The sequence below is a fragment of the Mycobacterium sp. genome, assembly GCF_050701675.1.
GTDB lineage: Bacteria > Actinomycetota > Actinomycetes > Mycobacteriales > Mycobacteriaceae > Mycobacterium.
In genome coordinates this window covers 1-1945 of the sequence record NZ_JBOGDD010000485.1, presented here as the reverse complement: position 1 = coordinate 1945, position 1945 = coordinate 1, and the positions used below count along the sequence as shown (strand labels likewise).

Genomic DNA, 1945 nt, shown 5'->3' with positions numbered 1-1945 from the left:
GACCTTGACCGTGTGGGCGGGCTGCCCCTCGTCCGCCATCGCCGCGTAGGCACCGGTCAGGGCGGGTTCGAAGTCGATGGCGTGCCAGGTGTTGACCGGAGCGGTGACGACGACGCCGCGGGCTCGCAGTTCCTCGCCGGCCCCGGTCCGCACTCGGGCCGTATCCGTATCCTGCGTTACCGCAACGGCGTTGGTGTCAAGGCGAACATGGGCGCCGGACTCGGTGATCATCTTCTCAACCAGACCGACCGTGCCACCTGACACTTTGTCGGTGAGCTCGGTCAGGTATGCAACAGCACTGTTGTCGAAACCCGCTGTCCATGTGAGGAAGTGAAGTGCCGAAACCTCAGAGGGATCCACCCCCATGTAGAAGCTGGGCCACGCCATGACGAAGTCCCGTGCCCGCGGGGGCAGCGCGAAACCATCCAGCCACTCACTGAGCGGAACGTCGAGGTCCTCGAGTCCGGGCTGCCCCATGGGGGCTTTGAGGAATCGCACGCGCTGGGCCGCGTGGGCGATACCGACGAGCACACGCTCCAGATGCGGCCATTCCGAGGACGGCAACGGAATCGTCGATCGGATGACCTCGCCGTCCAGGCCCCAGGCGTACTCGGACGGTGTTGGGCTGCGGAAGGTGTCGGTGTCGTAGCGCGATAGTTCGGCCGCGATGTGGGGTTGGTACCGGGGGTTGACCCACGTTCCACCCATCTCGAGCATCATTGCGGTCCCGACGAAGGGCCGGTAGTACGCTCGGCCGCCCATCCGATTCCGGCCTTCGAGGATCAAGACCGAGTGCCCTCGTTCTGCCAGATCACGCGCCGCGGTGGCGCCCGCGAACCCGGCACCGACAACGATCACGTCAGCGTCGAACGCTCCAGTGTTGGTGTCCATCTCTACTTCCGTGGTCGATCGGTTTCAGGGCTGCGATGACCGAATACTTCTGCACCCTTTAGCAATTGGGACCAAACATGAACTCGTGCTGTTGCCAACTCCAACTCTGCTCAGGAAGCCGGCTGGTTCGAGCCATGCCGATCCGTGTGAAGCAGCGTAAGCAGCGCTCAAAGGATCGGCTTGACCGTGAAAGACAGGACTGTTAGCAATCTCGGCCACATCGCTCATACGCGGTGGCGTTGTCCGCGGGCGCGGAGACCTCTACTGATGGAGGTGGCGGTAGACCTTCGGCGGAGTGCCGTACTGGGCGGCGAACGCTCTGCTGAACACCTGGAGGCTCGAGAAGCAGAACTGGCTGGCGATGAAGCTGATGGATCTGCCGCGATCGACCGGCGACAGCATCATGTGTCGACATGCCTCCAGGCGCATCTCGCGAATGACAGTGGCGACTGACTTCCCGTGGCGCGCGAACACGCGATGCAGCGTGCGCGGGGAGACGAAGAACGCGTCGGCAATCAATTCCGCGGTGAGTTCGGGATTCTCGAGATTGCGTTCGATGAAACGGATGATGTCGTCGAACTGGCGACGCGACAGTTGCTCGGCGCTGGTCGGTCGGCTCAGCTCCAGCGCCGCGGTGACAACTAGGTCGGCGATACCGGTGGAAAGCCGGACGGCGCCGGATTCGGACATTCCCCCACCCACGCGATAGAGGTCTAACAGCATGGGAGAGAGCAGCCGACCCATCGGCACATCCGAACCTATTGTTCGGGCCGTCGCCTCATATGATTCGCACTCGCTCAGATTGACATTCTCCCGGCGCCACGTGAAGTCGATGATGCGCGCCGGTCCGCGGAACACCATCGTGTACGGCCTGCTGCTCTCGACAAGCGTGAATTCGCCGGGTCCAAGTGGAGCCGTCCGGCCGTCTTGGACGAGCATGCCCGAGCCGTTGACCATCATGGTGACGATCAATTCGTCGCCCGAGTCGCTGTTGATCATCGGGGTGGTGCGATAAAAACTCTGCGGCGTCCCGCGCAGGCTGACCATCTTGAGC

General features: G+C 62.9%; 2 protein-coding genes. Both read right to left on the bottom strand.

Annotation, left to right across the window (positions count from 1 at the left end; genetic code table 11):
- A partial coding sequence (locus tag ACRDUX_RS14500) for a flavin monoamine oxidase family protein (protein ID WP_526414722.1) occupies window positions 1–891 on the bottom strand: 891 nt, incomplete at its 3' end.
- Window positions 892–1152: 261 nt separating this feature from the next.
- Window positions 1153–1945 (bottom strand): helix-turn-helix domain-containing protein (locus ACRDUX_RS14495; protein ID WP_526414721.1); only part of this gene is annotated, 793 nt, incomplete at its 5' end.